The sequence below is a fragment of the Alistipes sp. An31A genome, from assembly GCF_002159425.1.
In the GTDB taxonomy this organism is placed as follows: domain Bacteria; phylum Bacteroidota; class Bacteroidia; order Bacteroidales; family Rikenellaceae; genus Alistipes; species Alistipes excrementigallinarum.
In genome coordinates this window covers 1-26,148 of sequence record NZ_NFIO01000006.1, presented here as the reverse complement: position 1 = coordinate 26,148, position 26,148 = coordinate 1, and the positions used below count along the sequence as shown (strand labels likewise).

At 64.7% G+C, this 26,148-nt stretch carries 22 protein-coding genes and 3 tRNA genes; 15 read left to right on the top strand and 10 right to left on the bottom strand.

Annotation, left to right across the window (positions count from 1 at the left end):
• Window positions 1-5 precede the first annotated feature (5 nt).
• Window positions 6-1,124, bottom strand: coding sequence for a hypothetical protein (locus tag B5F90_RS06715; protein ID WP_087362032.1), 1,119 nt, complete (start codon window positions 1,122-1,124; stop codon window positions 6-8).
• Window positions 1,125-1,381: 257 nt separating this feature from the next.
• On the opposite strand from B5F90_RS06715, the gene dxs reads away from it, so the two are divergent.
• On the top strand, window positions 1,382-3,256 hold the full coding sequence (dxs, locus tag B5F90_RS06710) for a 1-deoxy-D-xylulose-5-phosphate synthase (RefSeq protein WP_087362031.1): 1,875 nt from the start codon (window positions 1,382-1,384) through the stop codon (window positions 3,254-3,256).
• 308 nt (window positions 3,257-3,564) lie between these two features.
• Here the strand turns inward: dxs and B5F90_RS06705 are convergent, their stop codons facing one another.
• From B5F90_RS06705 to B5F90_RS06685, 4 genes are all read right to left on the bottom strand, one after another.
• On the bottom strand, window positions 3,565-4,326 hold the full coding sequence (locus B5F90_RS06705; RefSeq protein WP_087362030.1) for a YaaA family protein: 762 nt from the start codon (window positions 4,324-4,326) through the stop codon (window positions 3,565-3,567).
• 24 nt (window positions 4,327-4,350) lie between these two features.
• Window positions 4,351-5,124, bottom strand: a complete 774-nt coding sequence (locus tag B5F90_RS06700) for a radical SAM protein (protein ID WP_087362029.1) — start codon at window positions 5,122-5,124, stop codon at window positions 4,351-4,353.
• Window positions 5,125-5,167: 43 nt separating this feature from the next.
• The gene (locus B5F90_RS06695) at window positions 5,168-5,737 is read right to left on the bottom strand and encodes a flavin reductase family protein (protein WP_087362028.1); all 570 of its coding nucleotides are present in this window, start codon (window positions 5,735-5,737) and stop codon (window positions 5,168-5,170) included.
• Between the two features lie 240 nt (window positions 5,738-5,977).
• Window positions 5,978-6,059 (bottom strand) — tRNA-Leu (locus B5F90_RS06685).
• 99 nt (window positions 6,060-6,158) lie between these two features.
• Between B5F90_RS06685 and B5F90_RS06680 the strand changes: the two genes are divergently transcribed.
• From B5F90_RS06680 to B5F90_RS06665, 4 genes are read left to right on the top strand one after another with little or no spacing between them, the layout of a single operon-like run.
• Window positions 6,159-7,712: an FAD-dependent oxidoreductase gene (locus B5F90_RS06680; RefSeq protein ID WP_087362026.1), complete on the top strand. Its 1,554-nt coding sequence runs from the start codon at window positions 6,159-6,161 to the stop codon at window positions 7,710-7,712.
• 9 nt (window positions 7,713-7,721) lie between these two features.
• The gene (locus tag B5F90_RS06675) at window positions 7,722-8,753 is read left to right on the top strand and encodes a glycosyltransferase family 2 protein (RefSeq protein ID WP_087362025.1); all 1,032 of its coding nucleotides are present in this window, start codon (window positions 7,722-7,724) and stop codon (window positions 8,751-8,753) included.
• A 23-nt stretch (window positions 8,754-8,776) separates the two neighbouring features.
• On the top strand, window positions 8,777-9,886 hold the full coding sequence (locus tag B5F90_RS06670) for a glycosyltransferase family 4 protein (RefSeq protein ID WP_087362024.1): 1,110 nt from the start codon (window positions 8,777-8,779) through the stop codon (window positions 9,884-9,886).
• Window positions 9,887-9,901: 15 nt separating this feature from the next.
• On the top strand, window positions 9,902-11,053 hold the full coding sequence (locus B5F90_RS06665; RefSeq protein ID WP_087362023.1) for a glycosyltransferase family 1 protein: 1,152 nt from the start codon (window positions 9,902-9,904) through the stop codon (window positions 11,051-11,053).
• Between the two features lie 152 nt (window positions 11,054-11,205).
• Here the strand turns inward: B5F90_RS06665 and B5F90_RS06660 are convergent, their stop codons facing one another.
• Window positions 11,206-11,838, bottom strand: coding sequence for a hypothetical protein (locus tag B5F90_RS06660; RefSeq protein ID WP_087362022.1), 633 nt, complete (start codon window positions 11,836-11,838; stop codon window positions 11,206-11,208).
• 1,225 nt (window positions 11,839-13,063) lie between these two features.
• Window positions 13,064-13,789, bottom strand: a complete 726-nt coding sequence (locus B5F90_RS06655; RefSeq protein WP_087362021.1) for an RsiV family protein — start codon at window positions 13,787-13,789, stop codon at window positions 13,064-13,066.
• A 314-nt stretch (window positions 13,790-14,103) separates the two neighbouring features.
• Between B5F90_RS06655 and B5F90_RS06650 the strand changes: the two genes are divergently transcribed.
• Both B5F90_RS06650 and B5F90_RS06645 read left to right on the top strand, forming a co-directional pair.
• A tRNA-Glu gene (locus B5F90_RS06650) sits at window positions 14,104-14,178 on the top strand.
• 65 nt (window positions 14,179-14,243) lie between these two features.
• Complete coding sequence (locus B5F90_RS06645) at window positions 14,244-15,578, top strand: MATE family efflux transporter (protein WP_087362020.1); 1,335 nt, start codon at window positions 14,244-14,246, stop codon at window positions 15,576-15,578.
• Window positions 15,579-15,922: 344 nt separating this feature from the next.
• Here the strand turns inward: B5F90_RS06645 and raiA are convergent, their stop codons facing one another.
• On the bottom strand, window positions 15,923-16,219 hold the full coding sequence (raiA, locus tag B5F90_RS06640; protein ID WP_087362019.1) for a ribosome-associated translation inhibitor RaiA: 297 nt from the start codon (window positions 16,217-16,219) through the stop codon (window positions 15,923-15,925).
• A 24-nt stretch (window positions 16,220-16,243) separates the two neighbouring features.
• A complete protein-coding gene (locus B5F90_RS06635; protein ID WP_087362018.1) occupies window positions 16,244-17,146 on the bottom strand; it encodes a tyrosine-type recombinase/integrase in 903 nt (300 codons plus the stop codon).
• Between the two features lie 57 nt (window positions 17,147-17,203).
• Between B5F90_RS06635 and B5F90_RS06630 the strand changes: the two genes are divergently transcribed.
• Together B5F90_RS06630 and B5F90_RS06625 are read left to right on the top strand one after the other, a co-directional pair.
• Window positions 17,204-18,148, top strand: coding sequence for an alpha/beta hydrolase family protein (locus B5F90_RS06630; RefSeq protein ID WP_087362125.1), 945 nt, complete (start codon window positions 17,204-17,206; stop codon window positions 18,146-18,148).
• Window positions 18,149-18,365: 217 nt separating this feature from the next.
• Window positions 18,366-19,010, top strand: coding sequence for a flavin reductase family protein (locus B5F90_RS06625; RefSeq protein WP_234025714.1), 645 nt, complete (start codon window positions 18,366-18,368; stop codon window positions 19,008-19,010).
• Window positions 19,011-19,211: 201 nt separating this feature from the next.
• Here B5F90_RS06625 and B5F90_RS06620 read toward each other — a convergent pair whose 3' ends face one another.
• Complete coding sequence (locus tag B5F90_RS06620; RefSeq protein WP_087362016.1) at window positions 19,212-20,126, bottom strand: helix-turn-helix domain-containing protein; 915 nt, start codon at window positions 20,124-20,126, stop codon at window positions 19,212-19,214.
• A gap of 643 nt (window positions 20,127-20,769) precedes the next feature.
• Between B5F90_RS06620 and B5F90_RS06615 the strand changes: the two genes are divergently transcribed.
• From B5F90_RS06615 to B5F90_RS11150, 6 genes are all read left to right on the top strand, one after another.
• Window positions 20,770-21,987: a carboxymuconolactone decarboxylase family protein gene (locus tag B5F90_RS06615; RefSeq protein WP_162607762.1), complete on the top strand. Its 1,218-nt coding sequence runs from the start codon at window positions 20,770-20,772 to the stop codon at window positions 21,985-21,987.
• A 373-nt stretch (window positions 21,988-22,360) separates the two neighbouring features.
• Window positions 22,361-23,524, top strand: coding sequence for a dicarboxylate/amino acid:cation symporter (locus B5F90_RS06610; RefSeq protein WP_087362014.1), 1,164 nt, complete (start codon window positions 22,361-22,363; stop codon window positions 23,522-23,524).
• Window positions 23,525-23,685: 161 nt separating this feature from the next.
• The gene (locus B5F90_RS06605) at window positions 23,686-24,957 is read left to right on the top strand and encodes a pyridoxal phosphate-dependent aminotransferase family protein (protein ID WP_087362013.1); all 1,272 of its coding nucleotides are present in this window, start codon (window positions 23,686-23,688) and stop codon (window positions 24,955-24,957) included.
• Window positions 24,958-25,161: 204 nt separating this feature from the next.
• Window positions 25,162-25,237, top strand: a tRNA-Gly gene (locus B5F90_RS06600).
• Window positions 25,238-25,364: 127 nt separating this feature from the next.
• Window positions 25,365-25,919 (top strand): Arm DNA-binding domain-containing protein, encoded by a 555-nt coding sequence (locus B5F90_RS11155; RefSeq protein ID WP_239307759.1) that lies wholly within the window; start codon window positions 25,365-25,367, stop codon window positions 25,917-25,919.
• The coding region (locus B5F90_RS11150; protein ID WP_239307758.1) for a phage integrase SAM-like domain-containing protein at window positions 25,916-26,148 on the top strand (233 nt) is incomplete at its 3' end. The genes B5F90_RS11155 and B5F90_RS11150, both read left to right, overlap by 4 nt.

Below are 26,148 nucleotides of genomic sequence, written 5' to 3'. Positions count from 1 at the left end.
GCCCGCTATTTTTTGCGTTCGACGACGATGAGGAACGACCCCACGTTGTCGTCGTACCACGCGTTGTAGTACCGTTGTTCGTTGTAGTAGCTCATCTCGTTGCGCGAAAGCGTGTTGCAGGGCTCCTGCCCGTCGAGGGCGGGATAGGGGCCGAAGTTGTAGCACGCGCCGTTGCGCGCCCGGTAGAGCGCACAGAGAGCAGGCTCCTTGCCGAGCGCCTCGAAGAGGCGGAAGTTCCGCTCGCGCGACTTGTCGAAGTTCCACCCCTGCCCGGCGGGATGCTGCGCGCGGAACTCCCGGATGAAGCGGTCGACGGCCGGCTCGGCGCCTCCGATGCAGTGGAGGTTGTCGAGCACCATCTCGTAGATGATGTCGGGGGTCAGCACGATGTCGTTGACGGCGAAATGGAGGATGCCGTCCTGGTTGATGTGGAGCTCCGTACGCTCCTTGCCAATCAGGTAGAGGTCGTTGGTCTCGTGCGCACCGTCCTCCGTGAGCGAGAAGGCGGTCAGATGGCGCACGTCGACCGTGCCGCTGTTGGCGATGCCGCCCGGGATGACCTGCATGAGCAGCGCATCCTGCTTCTGCTGGGGAATGATGCGCCACCTGGCCCGCAGCGGGTCGCGCTGCGCCGAGGCGTGGAACCCTTCGGTGTCGCTCCACGGGTCGCGCAGACGGCTGTTGTTCTCGGTGTCCTCCTGCAGGTGGTGGATGGCCGAGTGCGAGAGGCCCGAGGCGCGGATGGTCAGCACGTCGCCCCGCTTGACGGCGATGCCCGAGTTGGCCCAGAGCTCGGCGGTGTTGAAGAGCCAGTAGGTCACCTCCTTGTCCTCATCCTTGATGGTCATGGCTCCCAGTGCGTTGGTCTGGATGTCGTTGTAGGGGTAGATGCGCTTGACGGTGAGGACGATGGCCAGCAGTGCCATGAAAATCAGGCAGGTGACGAGCGTGATGAGCAGCGCTGCGTTGACAATCTTGCGGCGGTCGGAGACGATGTCGATGAAGGGCTGGTAGCGGGTGATGCGGACGATGAGCCGTTCGGGCTGCTCCGCGTCCCTGCGCGGGGGCTGTTTGTCGGCGGAAGCGGGATGCTCGGTTCCGCTGCCGGAGGCGTTTCGGGTCATGGGCGGATGGTTTGGGGTTCTGTTCTGAAGCGGCTGCTGTTGCAGACGTGCGGCGTGTTGCGCCACACCGTCGGAGGCTGCTGCGGCACACCGCATGCGCTCTTTTCCAAAGATACGAAAAAATCCGCTTCCCGCGACAAAAACGTCCACGAAAAGGGAGGAATGAAATTCGGCGGTGCGCCTCCGCCGGGCGAAAATGGGGCCGGCATGCACGCGTTTCGCAAAAATCACTATCTTTGTACAGCTTTTGTACAGACATGCCTTCCGATTACTACAAACTGCTTGACAAAGTCGACTCGCCGCGCGACCTGAAGCGCCTCTCCGAAGAGGAGCTGCGCCGCTATTGCGACGAGCTGCGCCACTATATCATCGAACAGTGCTCGGTCAACCCCGGCCACCTGGCCTCGAGCCTCGGTGCCGTGGAGCTTGCCGCGGCGCTCCACTACGTCTACGACACGCCCGACGACAAGATTGTCTGGGACGTGGGACACCAGACCTATCCCCACAAAATCATCACCGGCCGCCGCGAGGCCTTCCGCCACAAGCGGCAGCTGGGGGGCATCAGCGGCTTCCCGCGCATGGCCGAGAGCGAGTACGACGCCTTCGGCGGGGGCCACGCCTCGGTCTCGATTTCGGCCGCCTTCGGCATGGCCAAGGCCGCCGAGCTGCGGGGCGAGCGGCGCAAGGTGGTGGCCGTCATCGGCGACGGCGCCATGACGGGCGGTCTGGCCTTCGAGGGGCTCAACAACGCCGGGGCGAGCAAGGGCACCGACCTGCTGGTGATTCTCAACGACAACAACATGGCCATCGACCAGGCCACCGGCGCGCTGAAGAACTACCTGCTCAAGATTTCGACCTCGGTCCACTACAACCGCCTCAAGCAGCGGCTCTGGGGCGTGCTGTCGCATACGCCGCGGCTGCTGCGCCTCTGCCAGAAGACGGGCAACGCCATCAAGCAGGGGCTGCTCAACAAGAGCAACCTCTTCGAGAGCCTCAACTTCCGCTACTTCGGCCCGGTCGACGGCCACAACCTCAAGGAGCTGGTGCGCACGCTGCGCGGCCTGCACGACATCGGCGGCCCGAAGCTGCTCCACGTCATGACGGTCAAGGGCAAGGGCTACCTGCCGGCCGAGCACGACCAGCCCGTATGGCACGCCCCGGGGCGCTTCAACCTCGATACGGGCGAGCGCATCGTCTCACCGTCGGGCACGGCGCGCTACCAGGATGTCTTCGGCGAGACGCTCCTCGACCTGGCGCGGCTCGACCGGCGCGTGGTGGGCATCACGCCGGCCATGCCCTCGGGCTGCTCGATGAACATCCTCATGCGCGAGATGCCCGAGCGCTGCTTCGACGTGGGCATCGCCGAGGGCCACGCCGTCACCTTCTCGGCCGGTCTGGCCGCCGCGGGGATGGTCCCCTTCTGCAACATCTACTCGACCTTCATGCAGCGCGCCTACGACAATGTGATTCACGACGTGGCCATACAGCATCTGCCCGTGGTGCTGTGCCTCGACCGGGGCGGCATCGTGGGCGAGGACGGCGTGACGCACCACGGTCTGTTCGACATGGTCGCCTTCGCCACCGTTCCCGGGCTGGTCATCGCCGCGCCGATGAACGAGACGGAGCTGCGCAACATGATGTACACGGCGCTGCAGTGGGGCGGACCCTTCATGCTCCGCTATCCGCGCGGCAACGGAGTCGGCGCCCCGTGGCGTGGCTGCCCCTTCGAGACGCTTCCCGTGGGGCGCGGCCGGCGGCTGCGCGAGGGGCGCGACGTGGCGCTGCTCACGGTCGGTCCGGTGGGCAACTTTGCGGCCCGCGCCGCCGAACGGGCCGCCCGCGAGGGGGTCGAGGCGGCACACTACGACCTGCGCTTCGTCAAGCCGCTCGACGAGGAGCTGCTCGACGAGGTGGGACGCACCTTCAAGCGGGTGGTGACCGTCGAGGACGGCTCGCTGCGCGGCGGTGTGGGCGAGGCCGTTGCGGCCTTCTTCAACCGGCGCGGCTACCAGGTCGAGGTGCATGCGCTCGGCGTGGGCGACGCATGGGTCGAGCACGGCACGCCGGCCCAACTCTACGCCCTCTGCGGCTACGACGAGGAGGCGATTCTGCGCGCGCTGCTCGGACGGTAGCGGCGGCGCGGACCATACGACAAAACAGGGCGGCATCGCTCCTTCCCATCGGGGAAGAGTCGATGCCGCCCTTGTTCGTATCTGCGGCTGAGGGAGGTGTGCGTGCGCCGGGTTGCTGCCGCGCTATTCCCGGACTGTTTTCGCGCCGCCGGGATGCTGTCCGGGCGGGAGGCGCCGCCGTGCTGCCAGGTTGCTGCCGCGTTGTTTCCGGACTGTTTTCGCGCCGCCGGGATGCTGCGGGACCTTTGTTTGCTTGCCGCCGGGTTGCCGCGAAATCTTTGTTTGCTCGCCGCCGCGCCGCCGGGTTGCTATCCGAGCGTGAAGCACCAGCTGTCGCCGCGGCTTGCCGCCGGGTCGAAGCGGAACCCCTCCCAGTCGAAGTCCTTCAGCTCGTCGGGCTCGCGCAGCCGGCCGCAGAGCAGCCGACGGGTCATCTCGCCGCGGCACATCTTCGTATAGACGACCACGGTGCGCAGCCGCTCCCCTTCGCGGATGCGGAATTCGGGGGTCACCACCCGCACCTCGCGGCTGAGGCGCTTCCAGTCGAAGAGACGCTTCATCTCGGCGCTGGCCAGATTGACCAGCACGCCGTCGTCGGCCCACACCTGCTCGATGAGGGGGTCGGTCAGCCGCGTGCGCCAGAAGTCGAAGAGCGGCTCGTCGAGCCCCGGCAGCCGCACGTCGCCCTCGAGCCGGTAGGGGCGGATGGCGTCGAGCGGCCGCAGCAGTCCGTAGAGGAACGAGGTGATGTGGAGGTGCTGCTGGGCATAGTGCAGGTCGTCGGCCGTGAAGCGCTCGGGGGCGATGTGGCGGAAGACAATGCCCGTGTAGGCGGCCAGCGCGGCTACGGCCTCGCCGTCGGGGTCGTGGAAGCGGAGGTAGCGCTGCCGGTTCTCGGCCGCCAGGGTGCCGTTCACGCGCAGCAGGCGGGCCAGCTCGTCGGTCGTCAGGGCGGCCATGCGGGCAGCCAGCTCTTCGGCCTCGCGGAGAAAGCGCGGGGCGGTTGTGCGGGGCGCCGCAAAGGAGCCCTCGGAGGACATCGTCTTGGCGCAGGAGAGGAGTATCTGCATGGTGTGTCGTCTTTTTCGGGTGCGTCAGGCTACCGAGCAGGCGATGCCGAGCGCCTCGACCCGTGCGGCAATGGCACGGAGCTCCTCGCGCGGAACCTTTTCGAGCGTCGGGCAGGGGGTGTCGCGGTCGAGCGAGTAGACCATCACCTGCCGCGGCCGAATCTCGCCGATGAGGCGCAGCCAGGCCGAGACCTCCTCCTCGGTGGTGTTGTCGACCCGCCGTCCGTTGCACTCGCCGCGCAGGAACATCGTCTGGACGATGAGCTGCCCCTCGAAGAGCTTCATCTGCTCCACGATGCGTGCCACACGGTAGTCGGGGCTCTGCGGGTTGTTGATTAACCGTACGGTGGCGTCGAAGGCCGAGTCGAGCTTCAGAATGTTGTTGTCCACGCGGCGCAGGGCGCGGCGCACCTCCTCACGGTGGAGCTGCGTGGCGTTCGAGAGGACCGAGACCCGTGCCGTGGGGCACAGCTCGTCGCGCAGACGGAGCGTATCGTCGATAATCTGCTCGAAGTGGGGGTGGAGCGTCGGCTCGCCGTTTCCGGCGAAGGTGATGACGTCGGGCGGCGTGCCGTCGGCCACCATGCGGCGGAGCGTCGCTGCGAGGTGCTCATGCACCGCCTCCCGGGGGTTGAAGCGCCGGGCTCCGGGGTGCTCGGCATTCCAGCCGCATTCGCAGTAGATGCAGTCGAAGCTGCAGAGTTTCGATTCGACGGGGAGCAGGTTGACTCCCAGCGAGAGGCCGAGCCGCCGCGAGTGGACGGGGCCGAAGATGATGTCGTGATAGAGTGCAGTCATACGGCAAATTTATCGAATTTTCGGGGAATCGTACCCCGCCGGGTCACTTTTTCGCCGCGTCGAGCCGTTTGCCGCAGGCGAAGGCTTTGGCCAGCGGGGCGCCCAGCGCGCGGTATTCGAGGCGGACGGGGTCGTAGGTGACGGGGTGCAGCAGCGCCGGGTCAATCTGCCCGTCGGTGAGGATGCGCTCGTCGGCCGATATGTTGACGATGCGCCCCGTCAGGTGGCAGCTCTCGGGGTCGAACGCGAGCAGCTCGCACTCGAGCGTCATCGGCAGCTCGTCGATGAGCGGGGCGTTGACGTGCGGCGACCGGGTGGCGTGGAACCCCGCCCGGGTGAACTTGTCGGCCACGCGGTTGCCCGAGACGATGCCCACATAGTCGCACGCCTCGATGGTCTCGACGGTGGCCATGCTGACGGTGAAGGCGCGCGTGGCAAGGATGTTTTTCGTGGTCTTGTGCCCGGCCGAGAGGCAGAGGCCGACGGTCTCGTCGGTGAACATCCCGCCCCAGGCGGCATTCATGGCGTTGGGCACACCATGCTCGTCGTAGGCCGCCACAATCAGTACCGGCATGGGATAGAGCCAGCTCTTAGCTCCGAAATCCTTTCTCATAATGCAGTGTCGTTTGAAAAAAAATGAATCGCATTCGAAAATTACGGCAAATCGGCGACACATCAAAGCCGCCGCCCCGTTTTTTCTCCGTCAGCCGTCAGCCGTCTGTCGCCCGTTGCCCGTCTGCCGTCCGTCCGCATGCTGTCCGCAGTCCGCCGTTTGTATGCCGGCCCGGCCCTCGGCCTCTTCCTCCGACCGCACACACCACAAAAAAGGAGCCTCGACGAAGGCTCCCCGGAGTGCGGATAAAGGGACTCGAACCCCCACGCCGTAAGGCATCAGATCCTAAGTCTGACGTGGCTACCAATTACACCATATCCGCGTTCGAAAGACAAAGGTAGCGAAAAATTCACAAATCCCAATCCGGGGCGGCCGTTTCTGCTTTTTTTTCGCTATTTTTGTGACCCCCAACCGAGTCATTATGCCTCAGATTGTTACCCTTGTCCTTTCGCCCAAACAGGCGGCGGATACCCGCTTGTGCGATACGCTCGCCGCGCGTCGTCTCGGCCTTGCCGCCGACGAGGTGGCCCTCGTGCGTGTCGTCAAGCGTTCGATTGACGCCCGCCAGCGGCAGCCCAAAGTCAACCTGACGCTCGAGGTCTACGTCGACCGCGAGCCGCTGCCCGCACCCGTACACTTCGACTACCCCTCGGTGGCCGGCCGTACGGAGGTGCTTGTCATAGGCTCGGGCCCGGCCGGCCTCTTCGCCGCGCTGCGCCTCATCGAGCTGGGGCTGCGGCCGGTGATTCTCGAACGCGGGCGCGACGTCTCGGCCCGCAAGCGCGACATCGCACAGATTAACCGCAACGGAGCGGTCGACCCCGATTCGAACTACGCCTTCGGCGAGGGCGGCGCGGGAACCTTCTCCGACGGCAAGCTCTTCACGCGCAGCAAGAAGCGCGGCGACTACCACAAGGCGCTCGAGACGCTGGTCTTCCACGGCGCCGACCCCTCGATACTCTACGAGGCGCATCCCCACATCGGCACCGACCGCCTGCCCTACATCATGCGGGCCATCCGCCGGACGATTCTCGATGCCGGGGGAGAGTTCCTCTTCGAGCGGCGGGTGACCGACCTCGAGCTGCGCGACGGCCGCGTGACGGGCGTGCGCTGCGGCGACGAACGCATCGATGCGGCGGCCGTCATCCTCGCCACGGGCCACTCGGCGCGCGACATCTACGAGCTGCTGGCGCGCCGCGGTGTGCGGCTCGAGGCGAAGCCCTTCGCCATGGGGGTACGCATCGAGCATCCCCAGGCGCTCATCGATTCGATTCAGTACCACTGCGAGCGGCGCGGCGAGTACCTCCCGGCGGCAGCCTACTCGCTTGTCAGCCAGGAGGGCGGACGCGGCGTCTACTCCTTCTGCATGTGTCCCGGCGGATTCATCGTCCCGGCGATGACCGATGCGGCGCAGTCGGTGGTCAACGGCATGTCACCCAGCGGCCGCACGTCGCCCTTCGCCAACTCGGGACTGGTGACCGAAATCCGCCTCGAGGACTTCGCCCACCTGCGCGACGAGTGGGGCGAGCTGGCCGGTCTGAAGTTCCAGCAGCAGTTCGAGGAGCTGGCCCGCGAGCGGGGCGGCGACCACCAGGTGGCCCCCGCACAGCGTGTGGCCGACTTCGTGGCGGGACGCCCCAGCACGACGCTGCCGGCGACCTCCTACCTGCCGGGCATCACCCCCTCGCGTCTCGACGAGTGGATGCCCCGCTTCATCGCCGAGCGGCTGCGGGCGGGCATCGCCACCTTCGGGCGGCGCATGCGCGGCTTCTTGACCAACGAGGCGGTGGTCGTCGGCGTCGAGTCGCGCACCTCGTCGCCCGTGCGCATCCCGCGCGACGAGGCGATGCTCATGCACCCCGAAGCTGCCGGGCTCTTCCCGGCGGGCGAGGGTGCCGGCTATGCCGGAGGCATCATCTCGGCGGCCATGGACGGCGAACGAATTGCCGAGGCCGTCCGCAACTACGTCAAATAACTCGATTCAATGGATACCCCCTCCCTTTCAAACGACCGACTTGCCGCCCCCGCGGTGTCGGTCGTCATCCCGGTTTACAACCTTGAGGGCTACCTTGCCCCCTGCATCGAATCGGTCCGGCGCCAGAGCTACCCCGATTTCGAGGCCATCGTCGTCGACGACGGCTCGAAGGACGGCTCGCTGGCCGAAATCCGGCGCCTGACCGCCGGCGACGACCGCTTCGTGGTGCTCTCGACCGAGAACCGCGGCGTGGCCCGCGCCCGTGAGACGGCGCTGTCGCGCTCCCGTGGACGGTATGTCTGCTTTCTCGACGGCGACGACTGGTGGGAGCCCGACATGCTCGAGCGGATGGTTGCGGCCATCGAGGAGCGTGCGGACTGCGACATCGTCTGCGGCAACTACACGCGCGTCTGCGCCTCCTACCGGACGGTCGTCCGCGAGGGACGCACGGCCGACCTCGAGGGGCTGGGCTACCTGCGCGAGGTGATGACCTTCGGCGTCGCCCCCTCGCTGTGGGGCAAGCTCTTCAGACGCTCGCTCTTCGACGGCACGTTGCTCCACTATCCCATGCGCCGGGGGCAGGATACGCTGGTCAACATCCAGATTGCCTGCCGCGCGCCGCACGTGCGCTTCATCGACTACGCCGGGTACAACTACCTGCAGCGCCCCGGTTCGGAGATTCACCGCCGCATCAGCTTCGACTACTGCCGCAGCTACGCCGAGGTGGTTGACGACATCTTCCGCCGCAACGCCGTGCGGCTTGCCGACAGCGGCGCCGACCTCTACCGGCTGGTCAACGAGCTCTGGTGGTACATCCGCTACATCGACCGCAGCAGCAGCCCCTGGCGGGGCGGCGACCCCTACGTATGCCGGCTGCGCGACCAGACGCGGGGGCTGCACCGCATTCTGAGCGGCTTCTTCTCGCGGAGCGAGCTGCTGATGTTCGCCCTCGACCGCTGGCATGCGCTGCGGCCGGCAGTCGTGCTCCTGCTCACGGCGCGCCGCTGGGGCACGAGTCTCCGCCGCCGTATGGCGCATTGAAAATTTTCACTATATTTGTCCTTATGGAGCACTCCGGAACCATCATCCAGATATTCGCGACCCCCGCGTGGGGCGGTGGCGAGCAGTTCGTCTACGACCTCACGCGCCGCCTGCTGGCCGACGGCCGGCGCGTGGAGCTGGTTTCGCGCCGGAGCCGCATCATCGGCGAGCGCACGGCGGGCCTCGGGACCGGGTGCCGCACGATGCCCCTGAAGGGGGCCGTCGACCTCTGGTCGGCGCTGCTGCTGGCGCTGCTGATTCTGCGGACGCGGGCCTCGGTGGTCCATGTCCACCACTTCAAGGATGCCTTCACGGCGGCCTATGCCTGCCTGCTGAGCCGCCTCTTCGGCGTGCGGCCCCGCATCGTTCTGACGCGCCATCTGGTGCGGCGCGGCAAGCGGGGATGGCTCTACGGCTGGTTCTACGGCCGCATCGACCGCATCGCCTTCGTCTCGGAGCTGGCCCGACGCGAGTTCCTCGCGGGCGAGCCGCCGGTCGACCCGGCCAGGCTCTGCGTCATCCACAACAGCGTTCCGGAGCCCGTTGCGGCGTCGGACGGGGAGCCTGCCGCCGACCTGCGCCGTCGTTTCGGCATTGCGCCCGCTACGCCGCTGTTGCTCTTCTGCGGCCGCCTGGTCCCCGAAAAGGGGTGCGACGTGCTGCTGCGCGCCTGCGCGCGGCTGGCCGAGCACGACTTCGCGCTGGTGCTGGTCGGCACGGGCGAGGAGCGCTTCGTCGCCGCACTCCGTGAAACGGCCTCCGAAGAGGCGCTGCGCGGCAAGGTCTTCTTTGCGGGCTTCGTCCGCGGGGCCGACCGGCTGCTGCCGCAGGCCGACCTCTGCGTCTCGCCCTCGGTGGTCAGCGAGGCGGGCAGTCTGACGGTGCTCGAGGCGATGCAGGCGGGGCGCGCCCAGGTCTGCTCCGACAACGGCTCGCAGCCCGAATTCATCGACGACGGGCGTACGGGGTTGCTTGTGCACCCGGGCGACGAAGAGGCGTTGGCGCAGGCGCTGCGGCGGCTGCTCGACGATGCCCCTCTGCGTGAACGCATGGGGCGCGAGGCCCGCGCCGATTTCGAGCGCAGCTTCTCCTACGACCACCTCTACGCACGATACCTCAATCTTTACGCATAAGATGCTTATTCCGTCATGAATCTGGATTTCCGAAGCCTCCGCATCGCATTCGACGCCAAGCGCATCACCCACAACGCTACGGGTCTGGGTAACTACGGCCGGACGATGGTCGCCATGCTGGCCCGCTTTGCGCCGCAGAACCGCTACGACCTCTATACGCCCGACCCGGGACGCGATGAGCTGCGCCGGCGGCTCGACGGTATCCCGCAGCTCACCTTCCGCTATCCGCGCAAGCCGCTGCACGGCCCCTTCAAGGCGTTGTGGCGCTCGTTCGGCCTGAGCCGCGAACTGGCGCCCGACACGGCGCTCTTCCACGGCCTGAGCGGCGAACTGCCCTCGGGCCTCCGCAAGCGGGGCGTTCGGTCGGTGGTGACGATTCACGACCTGATATTCCTGCGCTTCCCGGCCTATTACAAGCCCGTCGACCGCTGGATTTATACGCTCAAGTTCCGCAGCGCCTGCCGCCGTGCCGACCGCATCATCGCCATCAGCGAAGCGACCAAGCGCGACGTGATGCACTTCTTCGGTATTCCGGAGCAGAAAATCGACGTGATTTACCAGGGGTGTGACGAGCGTTTCAAACATCCGGTCGATGCGGCGCTGCTCGACGACGTGCGCCGGCGCCATGCGCTGCCCGACCATTACATCCTCTCGGTGGGGAGCATCGAGGAGCGCAAGAATCTGCTGTTGCTGCTGCAGGCCGTCGCCCAGCTTCCCGCACCGCGCCACGTCGTGGCCGTCGGCAAACGCACGCCCTATACGCAGCAGGTCGAGGAGTTCGCCGCGGCGCATGGACTGACACCCTATCTGCATGTGCTCGAGGGCGTTTCGTTTGACGACCTGCCGGCGCTCTACCAGGGCGCCGACCTCTTCGTCTATCCGTCGCGCTACGAGGGGTTCGGCATCCCGATGATTGAAGCGGCCAACTGCGGCGTCCCCTCCATCGGCGCTACGGGTTCGTGCCTCGAGGAGGCCGGAGGCCCCGGCGCCCTCTACGTCGACCCCGACGACCCGCAGGAACTGGCCCGGCGGATTGAGGAGGTGCTCGGCGACGAGGCGCTGCGCCGGCGGATGGTTGCCGATGGACGCGCCTGGGTCGCCCGCTTCGAGCCCGAGGTCATCGCCTCGGAGCTGCTCTCGACCTACCGCAAGGTACTTGCCCTGTAGAACCGTTCGGGAAGGCATTTCCCCGTGTCGCGGTGGGAACAATGTTACGGGATTGTTAAATTTATTTAGAATATTCCTAAAATATTTGCATAATTCACCGAACAGCCTTATCTTTGCAACGAAGTTTTAAGGTTCATTTTAGGTTAGTAGTTTTAGGTTGGTGAGGAAACTGTGGAGTTCGGGCTCAGCCCGATTCCGGGTTTCCTTTTTTTGTGCCCCTTTTTGCGCTTCGGTTCTGCCCGGACCCAGTTTCCGGCGGCTCCGACTTTTTTTATTTTCAGCCCCTCCTCTTCCGGGGTGTCTGCTGCCCTGCTTTTTCTTCCGAGCTGCTCTTTCTCCTTTCCGAGCTGTTCTTTTTCCTTTTGGGCTGCTGTCTTCCTTCTGAGGTGTCCGGTGCCCTGCTGCCTTTTTCCTTTGCCTTCTTTCCTCGCCTTCTTTTTTTCGCGCCCTTTTCCCGCGCGCTTTTTTTTTTCGCGCCCTTTTCCCGCGCGCTTTTTTTTTTCGCGCCTCCTTTCCCGCACGCCTTTTTTCCGCGCCTCCTTTCCCGCACGCCTTTTTTTCGCGCCTCCTTTCCCGTGCGCTCTCTTTCCCGTGCGCTCTCTTTCCCGTGCGCTCTCTTTCCCGTGCGCTCTCTTTCCCGTGCGCTCTCTTTCCCGTGCGCTCTCTTCCCCGTGCGCGCTCTTTCCGCGCTCTCTTTCCCGCGCGCCCTCTTCCCCGCGCGCCCTCTTCCCCGCGTGCCCTCTTTCCCGCACGCCTTTTTTTCGCGCCTCCTTTCCCGTACGCATCTTCCCGTACGCATCTTCCCGTACGCATCTTCCCGTGCGCTCTCTTTCCCGCACGCCTTTTTCCGCCCGCCCTCTTTCCGCGCGCCTTTTTCCTGCTCGCACCTCCCTTCCCCGCCTACACTCTTCCCCGCTTGAACCCTCTCCAATCGGCACCTCGGCTGAACGGAACGGCAACGGATGGAGCGGTCCGGAATGGGAACTTTGTCGACTGCGCAATCGTTTTCGGTGCCTCTACAAGCCCATTCAGGGCGGTTTATGTTACCAAATTGTTAAATATATTTAGAATATTACTAAAATATTTGCATAATTCAAAACAGCCCCGTATCTTTGCAGTGAAGTTTTAAGGTTCATTTAGGTTAGTAGTTTTAGGTTGGTGAGGAAACTGTGGAGTTCGGGCTCAGCCCGATTCCGGGTTTCCTTTTTTTGTGCCTTGTTTTGCGCTTCGGTTCTGTCGGGACCCTCTTCCCGGTGGCTCCGATTTTTTTTGCCCGCAGGCGTAGGTTTTGCCGCCGCTTCACTCGGTCGGACCGAATGGCCTTTGCCTCGGACGGAACCGTTTGTCGGAGACGCATCATCCTGCTTTCCAACGGTTTCAAGCGGCCGTGGAAATCACTAGAAGGCTGTTTATGTTATCAAATTGTTAAATATATTTAAGATATTACTAAAATATTTGCATAATTCAAAACAGCCCCTTACCTTTGCAGTGAAGTTTTAAGGTTCATTTAGGTTAGTAGTTTTAGGTTGGTTGAGGAAATCGGCAGGTTGCAGCGGTCCGACTGCTGCTAAGACCGACGGGGCGGTGCTCGTTCCGGGGTCGAATACCTCCGATTGAACCTCGTTTTCGATGGGGGTGGTGCCCTGTCGAAAAAAACGGTTCGAGCTCTCTTCGTGAGAGTCCGGACCGTTTTTTTGTTGTCTGGAGTTGTGCGGCGGGGATGCCGCGGCGGGCTGCGAAGTGTGCGTATAGTTTTGGTTTGCAGCGGATTGCCGCCGAAGGAGGCGGGCGGCGGGGATTTTGCGACGGGCGGCTGGTGCCGTCTGCCGGTCACAAGACTTTGGGGGCCGGCGGCTGGTGGGGGCTGTCGGTCACAGGGCGTCGGGCTTTGGGAACCGGCGGCTGGTGGGGGCTGTCGGTTGCCTATGGCCGGGTGCCGGGTGCCGGACTTCAGCAGACGCCGGAGTTCGGGCGCTGGGCCTCGGCGGCTGCTTGTCGGAGCCCGTCGGGTCAGAGCTGTTCGAGCTCGGCGCGGCTGACCAGCACCTCGATGTCGCCCAGCGCATTGTCGCCGATTTCGTAGGGGGCGTAGCGGAAGAGGATGCCCTCGTCGGTGGGCTGGAAGTTCTCGCACGGGAGGATGTAGTCGGGGAAAAAGCCCAGCGCGGCGAGCCCCTCGTCGTCGGAGACGTGGTACTGCGCCCGCAGCCGGGAGCGGATGAGGCCGGCGAGGCGCTCCTGCTGCTGCGGGGTGAAGAGGTCGCCCAGCGTCAGTTCGTAGCCCCCCTCGAGCGAATAGGTGTGCGTCGTGGTGTCGTAGAGGTCGTGGGGACCGCCCAGATAGCCCGAGCGGGTGATGGTGTAGACGAGCAGCGTGTCGACCCGTGCGGCGGTCGCCTCGACCGAATAGCTGTAGCGGGCCGCCTCGTCGCCCGGAAGCATCGAGCCGTCGGCGAGCTGCTCAACGGCCGTGCGCATCGCCTCGCGGGCCGTGCCGGTGAAGCCCTCCAGCTCGAAGAAGTAGGCGATGTCGGCCTCCTCGATGGCCTGCAGCGCCGGCGAGCGGTCGGCCTCCTCCAGCGAGAGGAAGCGGTACTGGATGTCGTATTGCGCGGCGCCCGCGTGCACGAGCGTGTCGAGCGCCAGCGTCTCGAAGCGGGGTTCGCTCTTCTTCGGGGTGCAGGCTCCCAGCATGAGCGCCAGGAGCAGCAGGGGGAGGATGCCGGTTCGTTTCATCGTGAAAAGGTGTTTTCTCGGGAAGCGCCGTTTTGCAGCTTCCTGAAATCAAAGATAAGACAACTCGGTCGATAATGCAAGCGCCGGCCGCGGAATCGCCGCCCCGGCGGGAGGGTGACGGGGGCCGTCACAGGGGCGATGGAGCAGTGGAAGGAGGCGTGTCCCGGCGCCCGGTGGAGGCAGCGGGGGAGTCTGTGGCGTGCTTCGGCACCCCGAAAGCCCCCTGGCGGGCGGTTTTTGCAGAAAAATGCACTTTTTTTACCGAAAAATTTGCAGATTCGATTTTAGTCGCTATCTTTGCACCACAATTCAACGGTGGATTCATCTAAGGGTTAGGATACATGCCTCTCACGCATGACATAGGGGTTCGAATCCCCTATCCACTACCAATAAGGCGACCGAACTTCCGGTCGCTTTTTTTGTCTCCGCACCCCACCCCGAAACCCCTGTACCCATGCAGCGCTACACGAACCGCAACATACTGAAAATCACCATTCCGGTGCTGGTAAGCCTCCTCATGGAGCAGCTCGTGGGGCTGACCGACACCATCTACCTGGGCCACTACGGCGACGGGCGCACCGAGCTGGCCGCCTCGGCGCTGGCCGGTGTCTTCTATCTGGTGGTCTTCATGCTGGGCTTCGGCTTCAGCGTCGGGGCGCAGGTGCTCATCGCCCGCCGCAACGGCGAGGGGCGGCTGCACGAAATCGGCCCCGTCTTCATGCAGGGGTCGCTCTTCCTGCTGCTGCTTGCCGCCCTGCTCTTCGCCCTCTCGCGCCTCTGCGCCGAGGGGCTCTTCTCGCTGCTCGTCGAGCAGCAGGCGGTACGCCGCGCCGCCGTCGACTACCTCGACTGGCGCGTCTGGGGCTTCTTCTTCTCCTTCGCCGCGGCGATGTTCCGCGCCCTCTACGTGGGGACGACCCGCACGCGGATTCTTACGGCCAACTCGGTGGTGATGGTGCTGACGAACGTCGTGCTCAACTACCTGCTGATTTTCGGCCGCTGCGGCCTCCCCGAGCTGGGCATCGCCGGTGCCGCCATCGCTTCGGTGGCCGCCGAGGCGGTCTCGGTCCTCTTCTTCCTCCTCTACACGCGGCTGCGCTTCGACTGGCGCCGCTACCGCCTCTTCCGCTTCGGCGGTGTGGACCTCCGCCTGCTGGGCCACATCCTGAGCATCTCGGTCTGGGTGATGCTCCAGGAGGGGATGGCCTTCCTCAGCTGGTTCCTCTTCTTCGTCTGCATCGAGCGGCTGGGGACCGACCAGCTGGCCGTGACGAACATGGTCCGCAGCATCGGCTCGGTGGTCTTCCTCTTCGTCAACGCCTTCGCCTCGACGGCCAGCTCGCTGGTGAGCAACCTCATCGGCGCGGGTCATGCGGAGGAGGTGCGCCCGCTCTGCCGCCGCATGACGCGCCTCTGCTTCTCGTTCGTCGTGCCGCTGGCGCTCCTCATCGCCCTCTTCCCCGAACGGGTGCTGGGCTTCTATTCGGACGATGCGCGGCTGGTCGCCTACGGCGTCCCCTCGCTCTGGGTGATGCTCTCGACCTACGTGCTCTGCGTGCCGGCCTTCATCGGGCAGTTCGCCGTCTCGGGAACGGGCCACACGCGCGTGACGCTGGGCATCGTCCTGGCGGCCATCCTCTTCTATATGGCCTATACGCTCTGGCTCACGCTCGTGCTGCGCGCCGACGTGGCGCTCTGCTGGACCACCGACCACCTCTACTATCTGGTCACGCTACTGCTCTCGGTGCTCTACCTGCGCAGCGGCCGTTGGCAGCGGGGGACCGTGTAGCGCTCCGTGCTGCGGCAAAAGTGGGGCGGGCGGCGGAGCGAAGCTGCGGCCCGAAGGAGGCGGGTGGACGGTCGGGTGAGCGACAAGGGGTCGGATAGAAGAGAGCCGGCCGGGCCGAAGCGGGTGAAACGCGCCGCCGGAAAGGATATAAAAAAGGGTGTCGGTCGGGAAGGAGGGTGCCGGAAAGGCCAACGTGTCGCTCTCCGCACCGCACGCCGCCCATTGCGGGTTGCGCGGTGCATTCCGTCCGGCTGCGGGTTGCGCGGTGCGCCCCTTCCGGCGGGCACAAAAAAACGGCGGTCCGAAGGCCGCCGTTGCTGCATGGGGGTATGTCGTGCGCCGTTCTATTTGTCGAACTTGCCCTTGAACTTCTCCAGCTGGCGCTTCAGCGCGTCGATGGCTTCGTCGACCGACTCTTCGAAGCTCTTCGAGCGGTGGTCGGCCACCAGGTCCTCGCCCGGCATGTGGAGCGTGATGGTGGCTACCTTGTTACCCCTGTCGTGGTCCTTATCGAGTTTCATGACTACTTCTGCGCCTGTCGAGCGGTCGGCAAAACGGTCGAGCTTGGCCATTTTGTTCTCAACGAATTCGAGCAGCTTCTTGTCTGCGTCGAACTTCACGGATTGAATCTGTACGTTCATAGCACAAAGATTTAAGAGGTGTTATCACTTCCCACCCTTTTCGCGGGGATGGGCCTTGTTGTAGACCTCCCGCAGCCGTGCGATGCTGTTGTGGGTGTAGACCTGAGTGGCCTGCAGCGAGGCGTGGCCGAGGAGCTCCTGGATTTCACGCATGTCCGCTCCGCCGTTGAGCAGATGGGTGGCGAAGGTGTGCCGCAGCACGTGGGGGCTTCGCTTGCCCTGAACCCCGCCCCGTGCCAGCTCTTCGCGGACCACCCGGTAGACGACGCTGCGCGAGATGCGTTTTCCTTTCTGAGTTAAAATTAACGCTTTTTCCGAAGAATTGCAAATATTTTGCCGCTCGATTAGCTCCAGGTAGTGCAAAATCTTCTCGCGGAGGAACTCCATGACCGGAACGATGCGCTCCTTGTCCCCCTTGCCGCGCACGCGCAGCGAGGTGTAGTCCTCCGAGAAGTCCGTGCGGTCGATGCCCACCAGCTCGGCCAGCCGCAGCCCGCAGGCGTAGAGCAGCAGCACGATGAGCGAGTTGCGCTCGGTGGTGAACCGCTCGCTGTCGAACTCGCACTCGCCGACGATGCCCGTCATGCGGCTCTCGGGGACGAAGGCCGGCAGCCGCCGCGAGGTCTTGAGCGCGTGGATGCGCTGGAAGACATTCTGCTCGACGATGCCGCGGCGCAGCATCCACTTGAAGTAGGAGCGCAGCGACGAGACCTCGCGGTTGATGGAGGCCGCCCCGAGCCGCCCCTGCTCCGAGAGGTGGAGAATCCACTCGCGGGCCCGTTCGGCGGTCACCCCGCGGGGGTCGAAGTGCTCGTCGTCGGTGCCGAGCCAGGCGTAGAACTGCTCGATGTCGTGGCTGTAGTTGCGCACGGTGAGCGGCGAGTAGCGCCGTTCGGCGGCCAGATATTGAATGAAATCGGGGAGCATGAAGCAAAGATAGCGTTTTTTCCTATTTTTGCGTATCGAAAAAAACAGCTTGACATGATGAAACGAAGAGTTCTGTTTGCCCTTTTGCTCGCCCTGCTCTGCGGCTCCCGCGCCGCGGCGGCCCGCATCGATACCCTTTCGCTCGACAGCCGGGTGCTGAACCGCCCGGTGACGGTGGTGGCCGTGCTGCCCGACGGTGCTTCGGAGCACCACCCCGCGCCGCTGCTTCTGCTGCTGCACGGCTACGGCGGTGACGCCTTCTCGTGGCTGAAAATCAAAACCGGGCTCCCCGCGCTGGTCGACCGCACGGGAATCGCCCTGCTCTGCCCCGACGGTGGGCAGAGCTGGTACATGGACAGCCCCGTCGATACGACCAGCCGCTACGAGAGCTTTCTGGTCGGGGAGCTGATACCCTATGCCGACGCCCACCTTCCCGTGGCGCGCGACGCCCGCCACCGGGCCGTAGCCGGACTGAGCATGGGGGGCTTCGGCGCCATGCGGCTGGGGCTGCTCCACCCCGACCTCTTCGGTGCGGCGGGGAGCATGAGCGGCGGGCTCGACATCCGCCCCTTCCCCGGACGGTGGGAGCTCGACCGGCTGCTGGGACGGCAGTCCGAGTCGCCCGAAAACTGGGAGCGGATGACCCCCATCAACCTCATCCCGCAGCTTGACCCGGCCCGCACGCCGGCGCTCATCATCGACTGCGGCTACGACGACTTCATCTTCGAGGTCAACCGCGCCTTCCACCGCGAGCTGCGCCGGCGGGGCATCCCCCACGACTTCTGCGTCCGCCCGGGGGGGCACGAGCTCTCCTACTGGGCCAACGCCATCGACTACCAGATGCTCTTCTTCAGCAAGTTCTTCGCCGCTGCCGACGCCGAGGAAGAGAGGGCCTTCGACGGCGGCTCCTCTGCGGCTGCCTCCTCCTCCTCCGACGACGACGGCGCCGCGGCTCCGGCTGCCGCATCCGACGCCCGACCGGAGGCACAGACCGGCCGTTGACCAACCTCTGAAATCTCCGCCTCTGATGGAAAAACGCAAAACCTCCGCCCGCCGGAATGCAACCCCGGCCCGTCCCGCACGCCGGCCCTCCTCTGCCGGACGCCCTTCGACCGCCTCCGCCCGCCGCTCCTCCGACGGTGAGGACCGCTCCGCTGCTCCGTCACCCTCTGAGCCTTCGACCGCTCCGGTTCCGGCTTTGACCGCCCCGGCTCCGGCTTTGACCGCTCCGGCAGCGGCGGCCCGTGAGCGCTGGAAGCCCGGCACGCTGATTTACCCGCTGCCGGCCGTGCTGGTGAGCTGCGGCGCCACCCCCGAGGAGTACAACCTGCTGACCGTCGCCTGGACGGGCACCGTCTGCACCAATCCGCCGATGTGCTCCATCTCGCTCCGCCCCGAGCGCCACTCCTACGAGATTATCCGCCGCACGGGGGCCTTCGTCATCAACCTCACCACGCAGGCGCTGGCCCGCGCCACCGACTGGTGCGGCGTCCGCTCGGGTCGTGACTGCGACAAGTTCCGCGAGGCGGGGCTCACGCCGCTCCCCTCCGACCGGGTCGAGGCGCCCCTGGTGGCCGAGTCGCCCGTCAACATCGAGTGCCGCGTGCGTCAGCGGCTGCCGCTCGGTTCGCACGACCTCTTTCTGGCCGAGGTGGTCGGCGTGCAGGTCGACCCCGCCTACATCGACCCCGCAACGGGGCGCTTCGACCTGGAGCGGGCCGGGCTGATTGCCTACTCGCACGGCGAATACTTCGCCCTGGGGCGCAGCCTGGGCCGTTTCGGATGGTCGGTGCGTAAAAAATCCCGCCCGGCGGCCGAAAGCCGTCCGGCGGGAAAGCCGAAGTCGAAATCGAAGAGCCGGTAGCGCGTCGTCCGGCCGTAGGAGGCGGCACGAGCTGTACGGAGCAGGCGCTGCCGGAGCCCGGACGTTGCGCCGTGGGGCGGTAGGCAGATGTTTGCGCCGCGGTGCTGTGCCTCGGATGCGGTGCAGCGTCGCGTGGAACGCGTTGCGTTGCGGTGAAGCGACGTGGGGGTGCTGCGGTGCACGCCCGTTGCGCCGCGCCTCTCAGCTCTGCTGCGAGCGGTACTCGTTGGGGGTCTGGCCGGTAACCTTCTTGAAGAGGCGCGTGAAGTGCTGCGGATATTGGAATCCCAGCGCATAGGCCACCTCGCCGATGCTGCGCCCCGGGGCGAGCATCAGCTCCTTGGCCGCCTCGACCAGCTTGAGCTGGATGTACTCCTGGGCCGTCTTGCCCGTCTCGCGCTTGACCAGGTCGCCGAAGTAGTTGGGCGAGAGGCAGAGCTCTCCGGCGAAGTACTTCACCGTGGGGAGCCCCTCGCGGCGGGCGCGGTCGCCGGTGAAGTAGTCGTCGAGCAGCCGCTCGAAGCGGCTCAGCACGTCGTGATTCACATGCTGGCGCGTGATGAACTGCCGCTCGTAGAAGCGCAGGCAGTAGTCCAGCAGCATCTCGATGTTGATGGCTATCAGCCGCCGGCTGTGGCGGTCGATGGCGTGCTCGAGCTCGTTGCGGATTTTCCGCAGCGAGTCGATGACCAGCTCGCGTTCGCGTTCCGAAAGGTGCAGCGCCTCGTTCACCTCGTACGAGAAGAAGGAGTACTCCTTCATGTTGCGGGCCAGCGACGTGCCGCGGATGAGGTCGGGGTGGAAGACCAGCGCCCACCCCTTGGGCTGGAACTTTTCGCCGTTGTCCTCCACGCCGATGACCTGTCCCGGTGCCAGACAGACGAGCGTCCCCTCCTGATAGTCGTAGTGGTGGCGGCCGTAGAGCAGGTCGCCGCACTTCACCTCCTTGAGAAAGATGGCGTAGAAGCCGAAGGTCTGCCGCTGGTGGCGGATGGGTGAGACCTCCGACATGTCAATGACGCTCACCAGCGGGTGGAGTGTCTCGATGCCGAGCTGGGCGTTGTACTCGCCGACCGATTCGATGTGGAGGATTTGCTCCCTTTCTCTCTCTGCCATGGATGCCGTGGAATTGGTTTCAGGACAAAGATAGCTCTTTTTTGCGGGAACGGAGCGCCGGCGGCCGCAAAACCGGAATCGGGGTAGCGCAATCCGGAATCGGGATAGATGCCCGCGCCGTCGGTGCGGATTCCATGCCCCGGTACGGGCCGGATGCTGTCCCGGCCGGACAAAGCGCCGGGCGGAAGAGCCCCCGACCGGACGCGCCCGGGCGGATGAAGCTGCGGGCGGAAGAGCCCCCCCGACCGGGCGGAAGGCCCCCGCTGCCCCGCGCGGAGCGGGCGGCGCAGGCAGAAACCGGAATCGGGGTAGGTTTTCCCGGAATAGGGTTGGGCGGAGCTGCGGCGCGATGCGCTACCTTTGCATCGGACGGAAAGGAGCACCGCCGGTGCGGGAGGCCGACGCGCAACTTCTGCACACATCACACACCGCATCGCCCGACCGGTATTCGCTGCCGGTCCGCTGCCGGCCTCCTCACGGCGGGGCTTTCCTCCACCGTCCGACCAACGCACGAAAAAAACGAACAGCCATGAATGCAAGACTCCGTATGCGAACCGCCCTGCTGGCGGCTGCGGCGACGCTTCTGCTCGCGCCCGCACTCCATGCCCAGCAAAATGCCCGGCAAAACACAACACCGACAACCATGGATAAACAGACCTCTTTCCGGCAGATTTTCCCGCAGGGTGCGGAGAATCCGCCCGTCAATGCACAGTATTTCACCGGGCGCTCCTACCTGGCGCCCCTGACCGCCAACAAGGCGCTCAACGTCCCGCTCTACAACGTCACCTTCGAGCCCGGCTGCCGCAATAACTGGCACAGCCATACCGGAGGCCAGATTCTGATTGTGACCGCCGGCCGCGGCTACTACCAGGAGCGCGGCAGCGCGGCCCGCGAGCTGCAGCCGGGCGACGTGGTGGAGATTGCCCCCGACGTCGAGCACTGGCACGGCGCCGCCCCCGACAGCTGGTTCTCGCACCTGGCCGTCGAGTGCAACCCCGCCACCAACCGCAACACGTGGCTCGAGCCGGTCGACGACGAGTCCTATGCCGCCGCCGTGGCCGGTGCGCAGCCTTCACCCGTGCGGCAGTCGCAGGAGAGGCTGCCGCTGACCGACGAGGCGGCCCGCAACCTGGCCGCCTGGCAGTCGGACGAGACGGCACAGCTCGCCCTCACGGACCCCGAGCTGGCCGCCGCGGTCGGCAACTTCGCCTTCGACGAGGTGTGGCGCGTCGGCGGGCTGAGCCCCGAGGAGCGTATCCTCGTGACGATGGCGTCGGCCATTGCGCTGGGGAGTGAACCCCTCTACCGGCAGACGGTCGGGGCGGCGCTCGATGCGGGTCTTTCACCCGAGATGGTCGAGGAGGTGCTCTACCACGCCACCCCCTACGTCGGCTTCGCACGGGTCGAGGGGCTGCTCGGCCTCAAGAACCGGCTGCTGGTCCGACGGGGCGTCGCGCTCCCGCTCAAGGGCCGTGCGACCGTCACCCGTGACGAGCGGCTCGAAAAGGGGCTCGCCCTCCAGAAGTCGCTCTTCGGCGAGGCCATCGACCGCATGTATGAAACCTCGCCCGCCGACCTGCTCCCCCTGCAGCGCGCCCTCTCGGCCAACTGCTTCGGCGACTACCAGACCCGCAGGGGGCTCGATGCGCGGCAGCGCGAGCTGCTGACCTTCGCGATGCTCGTCTCGCTGGGCGGCTGCGAGTCGCAGGTCAAGGGCCACATCCGGGGCAATGTCGCGGCGGGCAACGACCGCAGGGTGCTGCTGGGCGCCGTCATGCAGTTGCTGCCCTACATCGGCTATCCGCGGACGCTCAACGCCGTGGCCTGCCTCGAGGAGGTGCTCCCCGCCGACGCGCGGTAGCCCCCCCCGATGCAGCCGCCCTCCGCAACGGGCCGGAAGTGCATGTGCGCCTCCGGCCCGCTCTCTTTTCCGGCGGTGCGTTCCGCGCAGCCTTTTCCGGCAGGCCCTTTCCAGTACGGTCTTCCCGTCCGGCCCTTTCTGGTGCGGTCTTTTCCGGCGGCCCTTTCCAGCTCCGGTCTTTTTCATCGATGCGTCCTTGCTCGGTCTTTCCCGGCGACTCGTTTTTGCGCAGCCTTTCCCGGCGGTTTTTCCATCGGGGCGCCCCGCCCGACGGACAAAAAAGGTGAAAACGGCGCCGAAACGGGCGGAAAAGGCGCCTGACGGAGGGTCGAGCGGATTTATTTCCTATCTTTACGAAAAGTTCCCCTCCGACATGAAGTTCAAATTCGGTCTTCTGCCGCGCGTACTGGCGGCCATCGCCGCGGGCATCCTCTGCGGCCTCTTCTTCCCCGAGTGGCTGACGCGCGTTGCGGCCACCTTCAACGCCCTCTTCGGGCAGTTCCTCGAATTCATCATCCCGCTGCTCATTCTGGGGCTCGTCGCCCCCGGCATCGCCGACCTGGGACGCAACGCCGGGCGGCTGCTGCTCCTCACGGCGGCACTGGCCTACGGCTTCACGCTCATCTCGGGATTCGGCACCTACGCCGCCGGGCGGCTGCTCTTCCCCCTGATGCTGCGCGGCGCTGCGGCCGGCACGGCGGCCGAGGCGGTCAGCTTCGCCCCCTACTTCACCGTCCCCATGCCGCCGGTCATGGGGGTGATGTCGGCGCTGCTGCTCGCCTTCGTCCTCGGACTGGGGATGGCCTATGCGCAGAGCGTGCGGCTGAAGGAGGTGATGGGCGAGTTCCGGAGCATCATCGAGCGGACCATCTCCGGGGTGCTCATCCCGCTGCTGCCCCTCTATATTTTCGGCATCTTCCTCATGATGACGCAGTCGGGACAGGTGGCCTCCGTGCTGGAGGTCTTCGTCAAGCTCATCGTCGTGATTTTCGTGCTGACGCTCCTGCTGCTCGCCTTCCAGTTCCTCACGGCGGGGGCCGTTGCCCGGCGCAACCCCTTCGTGATGCTCCGCACGATGCTGCCGGCCTATGTCACGGCCCTCGGCACGCAGTCCTCGGCGGCAACCATTCCCGTGACGCTCGAGCGGACGCTCCGCCTCGGCGTGCGCCCCGAGCTGGCCTCGTTCGTCATCCCCCTCTGCGCAACCATCCACCTCTCGGGGTCGATGATGAAGATTGTCGCCTGTGCGCTGGCCGTCTCGATGCTCGCCGGGCTGCAGCTCCCCACGGCGACCTTCGTCGGCTTCATCCTGCTGCTGGCGGTGACGATGGTGGCGGCCCCGGGCGTTCCGGGCGGCGCCATCATGGCGGCCGTCGGCCTGCTGGAGTCGATGCTGGGCTTCGACGAGACGCTCGTCGGGCTGATGATTGCCACCTACATCGCCATGGACAGCTTCGGTACGGCGACCAACGTCACGGGCGACGGCGCCGTGGCGGTCATCGTCGACAGCATCGACCGTCGGAGCAGACGGTCATAGCAGACGGTCGTAAGCGGACGCGGGGCGCCCCTTTTCCCGAAAAATAAGTATTTAAGCGTACGCGCAAGGGTCGAAAAATGGCTAACTTTGGCCGTCAAATGCGATTTTGCGTACTCAGGTACGCCCCCCGAACCGAACTGAACATCAAAATTAGGATAGAAATGGTTGATATTTTTTCCCGTCTTGAGAAGAATGCCGGCGGCCCGATTGGCCAGTACATGGCCTATGCCCACGGTTATTTCGCATTCCCCAAACTCGAGGGCGAAATCGGTCCTCACATGCGTTTCCGCGGCAAGGAGATGCTCAACTGGAGCCTGAACAACTACCTCGGTCTGGCCAACCACCCCGAGGTGCGCAAGGCCGATGCCGAGGGCGCTGCCCAGTTCGGCATGGCGGCTCCGATGGGCGCCCGCATGATGAGCGGCCAGACGAAGTACCACGAGCAGCTCGAGCGCGAGCTGGCCGAGTTCGTCGGCAAGGAGGATGCCTTTCTGCTCAACTTCGGCTACCAGGGCATGCTCTCGATTATCGACTGCCTGCTCACGCCGCGTGACGTGGTGGTCTACGATGCCGAGGCCCACGCCTGCATCATCGACGGCCTGCGCCTGCACAAGGGCAAGCGCTTCGTCTACGGCCACAACGACATGGAGTCGCTCCGCCTGCAGCTCAAGCATGCCACCGAGCTGGCCGAGGAGCAGAACGGCGGCGTGCTGGTCATCACCGAGGGCGTCTTCGGCATGAAGGGCGATCTGGGCAAGCTCGACGAGATTGTCGCCATGAAGAAGGACTTCCAGTTCCGTCTGCTGGTCGACGACGCCCACGGCTTCGGTACGATGGGCAAGGGCGGCCGCGGTACGGCTTCGCACTTCGGTGTGGTCGACGGCGTCGACGTGCTCTTCAACACCTTCGCCAAGTCGATGGCCGGCATCGGCGCCTTCGTGAGCGGTCCCCGCTGGCTCATCAACCTGCTGCGCTACAACATGCGTTCGCAGCTCTACGCCAAGTCGCTCCCCATGCCGATGGTCATCGGCGCGCTGAAGCGTCTGGAGCTGATTCGCAACCACCCCGAGTATCAGGAGAAGCTGTGGGTGATTGTCCGCGCGCTGCAGAACGGTCTGCGCGAGAACGGGTTCAACATCGGCGTTACGAACTCGCCCGTGACCCCCGTCTTCATGAAGGGTGGTATTCCCGAGGCGACGAACCTGATTGTCGACCTGCGCGAGAACCACGGCGTCTTCTGCTCGATTGTCGTCTACCCGGTCATCCCGAAGGGCGAAATCATCCTGCGCGTGATTCCCACGGCAGCCCATACGCTCGACGACGTGAACTTCACGCTCGAGGCCTTCAAGTCGGTGCGCGACAAGCTCGAAAGCGGCTACTACGCTTCGCTGCCGATTCCGATGCGTGCGGACGAGGGCTTCAAGGTCCGTTAATTCGACCAATCGAAATGGTCAACCCCGCAAAGGTCCGGAACGGTTCGGTTCCGGACCTTTTTTTATGGGGAGGTACGGCTGTTGGGATGAAAAAAACGTGCTTTTTTGCGGGAAAATTTTGCGGAATCGAAAAAAGCGCTTATATTTGCAATCCCAAAACACGGGTAACAGGCCTCTCGGGAGGCGCCCGGCGGCGGGAACCATGCGGAAATAGCTCAGTTGGTAGAGCGCAACCTTGCCAAGGTTGAGGTCGCGGGTCCGAGTCCCGTTTTCCGCTCCAGAGGGGGCCAGAAAGAAACCCCGAAAGAAAGCAAAAAGCCTTGTATATCAGCGATATGCAAGGTTTTTTCTTGTGTTCCCCCCACTCCTGTTGAAGCAAAAGGCAGCAAGTATTTCACGCCTTAATCGTGACCTATTTTGCCCGGACCGAAAACAGGTCACGATTTGGCCATATTTTACTGATTTGCATCATTTTCCTCTGCAACATTCCGGTGCTGAAGACGTTTAATTTATCCAAAAACCAAGCCGTCCTATTGCCACGAACCACCTTCAGCGTCGTCTTCTTCTGCAAGAAGACCAAAGTCACGAAAAAGGGCAAGGCCCCGATCTATGCCCGCATCACCACGACCGGCCAGTCGACCGAAGTCTATACACAATGCCAGATTGAGCCCGAACGCTGGAACCAGCGCCTCGAACGCTCACTCTACAAGGACGAGGTCAATCAGCAGATCAACCGTATCATCGCCAGCTACCGGGCCTCCATCCTTGCTGCCTACGACCGCCTGATCCATGAGAACAGGACGCCGACCTGCTTTGCTGTCAAACAGCTGCTGGGCTCCGCCTCTTCGAGCCGGATGTTGCTGGCGGAGTTCGGCAAATACTGCGAGAAACGGCAGCAGGAGGTCGGCACCCGCATCACGCAGCTCTCGGCAACAAGTACCACCGCCTGCTGCGCTACATGACCGAATATATCCGGGATACCTACCACAAAGAGAATCTTCCGCTGGAGACGGTCGACTATGCCTACGTCGATGGATTGAACACCTACATGCAGACGGCTTACAACTGCCACAACAACGGAGCAGTCAATCTGCTCTGCTGTTTGAAGAATTTCCTGCTCTATGCCGTCCGCAACGAATGGATCGAGAAGAATCCCTTCCGCTACTACAAGATGAAGATTGACAAGACGAA

Excerpts from the sequence above, each read along its gene's own strand:
- B5F90_RS06715 (WP_087362032.1), bottom strand. The coding sequence starts at position 1,124 with ATGACCCGAAACGCCTCCGGCAGCGGAACCGAGCATCCCGCTTCCGCC.
- dxs (WP_087362031.1), top strand. The coding sequence starts at position 1,382 with ATGCCTTCCGATTACTACAAACTGCTTGACAAAGTCGACTCGCCGCGC.
- B5F90_RS06705 (WP_087362030.1), bottom strand. The coding sequence starts at position 4,326 with ATGCAGATACTCCTCTCCTGCGCCAAGACGATGTCCTCCGAGGGCTCC.
- B5F90_RS06700 (WP_087362029.1), bottom strand. The coding sequence starts at position 5,124 with ATGACTGCACTCTATCACGACATCATCTTCGGCCCCGTCCACTCGCGG.
- B5F90_RS06695 (WP_087362028.1), bottom strand. The coding sequence starts at position 5,737 with ATGAGAAAGGATTTCGGAGCTAAGAGCTGGCTCTATCCCATGCCGGTA.
- B5F90_RS06680 (WP_087362026.1), top strand. The coding sequence starts at position 6,159 with ATGCCTCAGATTGTTACCCTTGTCCTTTCGCCCAAACAGGCGGCGGAT.
- B5F90_RS06675 (WP_087362025.1), top strand. The coding sequence starts at position 7,722 with ATGGATACCCCCTCCCTTTCAAACGACCGACTTGCCGCCCCCGCGGTG.
- B5F90_RS06670 (WP_087362024.1), top strand. The coding sequence starts at position 8,777 with ATGGAGCACTCCGGAACCATCATCCAGATATTCGCGACCCCCGCGTGG.
- B5F90_RS06665 (WP_087362023.1), top strand. The coding sequence starts at position 9,902 with ATGAATCTGGATTTCCGAAGCCTCCGCATCGCATTCGACGCCAAGCGC.
- B5F90_RS06660 (WP_087362022.1), bottom strand. The coding sequence starts at position 11,838 with ATGCGTACGGGAAAGGAGGCGCGAAAAAAAGGCGTGCGGGAAAGAGGG.
- B5F90_RS06655 (WP_087362021.1), bottom strand. The coding sequence starts at position 13,789 with ATGAAACGAACCGGCATCCTCCCCCTGCTGCTCCTGGCGCTCATGCTG.
- B5F90_RS06645 (WP_087362020.1), top strand. The coding sequence starts at position 14,244 with ATGCAGCGCTACACGAACCGCAACATACTGAAAATCACCATTCCGGTG.
- raiA (WP_087362019.1), bottom strand. The coding sequence starts at position 16,219 with ATGAACGTACAGATTCAATCCGTGAAGTTCGACGCAGACAAGAAGCTG.
- B5F90_RS06635 (WP_087362018.1), bottom strand. The coding sequence starts at position 17,146 with ATGCTCCCCGATTTCATTCAATATCTGGCCGCCGAACGGCGCTACTCG.
- B5F90_RS06630 (WP_087362125.1), top strand. The coding sequence starts at position 17,204 with ATGAAACGAAGAGTTCTGTTTGCCCTTTTGCTCGCCCTGCTCTGCGGC.
- B5F90_RS06620 (WP_087362016.1), bottom strand. The coding sequence starts at position 20,126 with ATGGCAGAGAGAGAAAGGGAGCAAATCCTCCACATCGAATCGGTCGGC.
- B5F90_RS06615 (WP_162607762.1), top strand. The coding sequence starts at position 20,770 with ATGGATAAACAGACCTCTTTCCGGCAGATTTTCCCGCAGGGTGCGGAG.
- B5F90_RS06610 (WP_087362014.1), top strand. The coding sequence starts at position 22,361 with ATGAAGTTCAAATTCGGTCTTCTGCCGCGCGTACTGGCGGCCATCGCC.
- B5F90_RS06605 (WP_087362013.1), top strand. The coding sequence starts at position 23,686 with ATGGTTGATATTTTTTCCCGTCTTGAGAAGAATGCCGGCGGCCCGATT.